We start from the raw sequence: 3,197 nt of genomic DNA, 5'->3' as shown, positions 1-3,197 counted from the left end.
CTTGCCCGCGATGAGGCCATAACATTCAACATCTATGTTGACTGTTATGGCCTCATCGCGGGCAAGCCCGCTCCCACAGTTTTATTGCATTGGTCTTAAGACTGCTTCTCGAACTTCAAATCCCACACCCCATGCCCAAGACGTTCGCCACGGCGTTCGAACTTGGTGATCGGGCGCTCGGTCGGGCGCGGTACGCACTTGCCGTCTTCGGCCAGGTTGCGATAACCCGGGGCGACATTCATCACTTCCAGCATGTACTCGGCGTACGGTTCCCAGTCGGTGGCCATATGCAGAATGCCGCCGACCTTCAACTTGCTGCGCACCAGCTCAGCGAAAGACGCCTGAACGATACGGCGCTTGTGGTGACGGCTCTTGTGCCATGGGTCCGGAAAAAACAGCATCAGGCGATCGAGGCTGTTATCGGCCACGCAGCGGTTGAGCACTTCGATCGCATCGCAATCGTAGACCCGCAGGTTGGTCAAACCCTGCGTCAGCACACCATTGAGCAGCGCGCCGACACCCGGACGGTGAACCTCGACGCCGATGAAATCCTGATCCGGCGCAGCCGCTGCCATTTCCAGCAGCGAGTGGCCCATGCCGAAACCGATTTCCAGCGAGCGCGGTGCCGAGCGACCGAACACCTGGTCGAAATCCACCGGCGCGTCGGCCAGCGGCAGCACGAACAGCGGAGTGCCCTGCTCCAGGCCCTTTTGCTGGCCTTCGGTCATGCGCCCGGCGCGCATCACGAAACTCTTGATGCGGCGGTGTTGGCGCTCGTCGCCTTCTTCCGTCTGGATTGGCGTGTCGTTCGATTCAGTCATCAATGGCTCTTACTTGATCAGACCATCCAGCGGCGAAGAGGCGCTGGCATAGAGTTTTTTCGGCATGCGGCCGGCGAGGTAAGCCAGGCGGCCTGCGACGATCGCATGTTTCATGGCTTCAGCCATCATGACCGGCTGCTGGGCGTGGGCAATGGCCGAGTTCATCAGCACCGCGTCACAACCCAGTTCCATGGCAATGGTGGCGTCGGAAGCAGTACCGACACCGGCATCCACCAGCACCGGGATTTTGGCTTCTTCGAGGATGATCTGCAGGTTGTACGGATTGCAGATCCCCAGGCCGGAGCCGATCAAACCAGCGAGCGGCATCACCGCGATACAGCCGATTTCCGCCAACTGACGGGCGATGATCGGATCATCACTGGTGTAGACCATCACGTCGAAGCCTTCCTTGACCAGCGTTTCGGCGGCCTTGAGGGTTTCGATCACGTTGGGGAACAGGGTTTTCTGGTCGGCCAGCACTTCCAGCTTCACCAGGTTATGGCCATCGAGCAGCTCACGGGCCAGGCGGCAGGTGCGCACGGCTTCGATGGCGTCGTAGCAACCGGCGGTGTTCGGCAGGAAAGTGTAGCGATCCGGCGACAGCACATCGAGCAGGTTCGGCTCGCCCTCGATCTGGCCAAGGTTGGTGCGACGCACGGCGAAGGTGACGATCTCGGCACCCGAGGCTTCGATGGCCAGGCGGGTTTCTTCCATGTCACGGTACTTGCCGGTACCGACCAGCAAACGCGACTGGTAAGTACGACCGGCCAGGACGAAAGGCTTGTCGCTGCGAACGATGCTCATGGGAAATCCTCTGTAGGGGTGAGGTACTTGCAGAATTCTGTGGCCACTCGGCCGAGGCTGCTAGCCGCCGCCGATGGCATGCACCACTTCGACGTTGTCGCCGTCGTTCAACGCGGTGTCTGCATGCTGACTGCGCGGGACGATATCCAGATTGAGTTCGACCGCCACCCGGCGTCCGGTGAGGTCCAGACGGGTGATCAGGGCCGCAACGGTTTCACCGTCGGGCAGTTCAAAGGATTCGCCGTTCAACTGAATGCGCATGCCGGATGCCGCCATCATTTTTAGGGGCTGGCATTCTAGCCCGATCAGTCAGGCCGACCCAAGCCATTCGTCATGAAATGGACCGTTAAGTCAGCTCAGGCGCCAGGCGGCAAGTCCGAGGCAAAACCAGCCCACCAGGAAGGCCAGGCCACCGAACGGGGTGACGATGCCGAGCTTGCTGATGCCCGTCAGCGTCAATACATACAGGCTGCCGGAGAACAGCAGGATACCGATGGCAAACGACGCAGCGGCCCAGGTGGCGAGTCGTCCGGGAATTTGCGTGGCCAGTGCTGCAACACCGAGCAACGCCAGGGCGTGCACCAGTTGATAGGTGACGCCGGTGTGGAAGATCGTCAGGTACTCGGCGCTCAGACGACTCTTCAGGCCATGGGCGGCAAAAGCCCCGAGGCCGACACCGGTGAAGCCGAAAAAAGCGGCCAGCATCAGAAAGCCACGCAGCATGCAGAACTCCAGTCAGTTTCGATCCAAAGGGTCTGTATAATGGCCCGCTCAACGGGTTCGGCCAAGCCATCTCTATGCTGCGTATCTATTTCCGTCATTTCACCAAGGCCGCGCTCTGGTTCATGGGTGGCAGCGTATTGCTGGTGCTGATCTTTCGCGTAGTGCCGCCACCGGGGACGACGCTGATGGTCGAGCGCAAGATCGAATCCTGGTTTGACGGCGAACCCATCGACCTGCAACGGACCTGGAAACCCTGGGACGAGATCTCCGATGACCTGAAAGTCGCGGTGATTGCCGGCGAAGACCAGAAGTTCCCGGAGCACTGGGGCTTCGATATCGGCGCGATTCAGGCGGCGTTTGCCCATAACGAGCGCGGCGGTTCGATCCGTGGTGCCAGCACCCTGAGCCAGCAAGTCTCGAAAAACCTTTTCCTGTGGTCTGGCCGCAGCTGGCTGCGCAAAGGCCTGGAAGCCTGGTTCACCGGACTGATCGAAGTGTTCTGGCCCAAGCAGCGAATTCTTGAGGTGTACCTCAACAGTGTCGAGTGGGATGACGGCGTGTTTGGCGCCGAAGCGGCGGCCCGGCATCACTTTGGCGTGAGTGCCAGGAACCTCAGCCGTCAGCAATCGAGCTTGTTGGCCGCCGTACTGCCCAATCCTCGAGTGTGGAGTGCGAGCCATCCGACCGCCTACGTGGCGCGACGCGCGGGCTGGATTCGGAGGCAGATGAGCCAACTGGGTGGCGACAGTTATCTGGTCGGGCTGAACGATTCGCGCCGGGCGCCTTGGGCGCAATAACTGATCATAATTCTTCAGACCCTGAAAACCACTAATGAAATGGCTACCCCCT

5 protein-coding genes are annotated in these 3,197 nt (G+C 60.4%); 1 reads left to right on the top strand and 4 read right to left on the bottom strand.

Going from position 1 to position 3,197, the window contains the following annotated elements; all coding sequences use genetic code 11:
- Nucleotides 1-95 precede the first annotated feature (95 nt).
- The 4 genes from trmB to PMI34_RS10180 form a co-directional block, all read right to left on the bottom strand.
- Nucleotides 96-821, bottom strand: coding sequence for a tRNA (guanosine(46)-N7)-methyltransferase TrmB (gene trmB, locus PMI34_RS10165; RefSeq protein ID WP_008051426.1), 726 nt, complete (start codon nt 819-821; stop codon nt 96-98).
- Between the two features lie 9 nt (nt 822-830).
- Nucleotides 831-1,625, bottom strand: a complete 795-nt coding sequence (locus PMI34_RS10170; protein WP_008051425.1) for a thiazole synthase — start codon at nt 1,623-1,625, stop codon at nt 831-833.
- A gap of 60 nt (nt 1,626-1,685) precedes the next feature.
- Nucleotides 1,686-1,886: a sulfur carrier protein ThiS gene (gene thiS / locus PMI34_RS10175; protein WP_008051420.1), complete on the bottom strand. Its 201-nt coding sequence runs from the start codon at nt 1,884-1,886 to the stop codon at nt 1,686-1,688.
- A gap of 90 nt (nt 1,887-1,976) precedes the next feature.
- Complete coding sequence (locus tag PMI34_RS10180; protein ID WP_008051418.1) at nt 1,977-2,348, bottom strand: DUF423 domain-containing protein; 372 nt, start codon at nt 2,346-2,348, stop codon at nt 1,977-1,979.
- A gap of 74 nt (nt 2,349-2,422) precedes the next feature.
- Between PMI34_RS10180 and mtgA the strand changes: the two genes are divergently transcribed.
- Entirely contained in the window at nt 2,423-3,145 is a 723-nt protein-coding gene (mtgA, locus tag PMI34_RS10185; protein ID WP_008051415.1) for a monofunctional biosynthetic peptidoglycan transglycosylase, read from the top strand.
- Nucleotides 3,146-3,197 lie beyond the last annotated feature (52 nt).

Source organism: Pseudomonas sp. GM74, from assembly GCF_000282455.1.
GTDB lineage: Bacteria > Pseudomonadota > Gammaproteobacteria > Pseudomonadales > Pseudomonadaceae > Aquipseudomonas.
The sequence above is the reverse complement of the archived record's forward strand: the minus strand, read 5'-3'. Positions and strand labels throughout refer to the sequence as shown.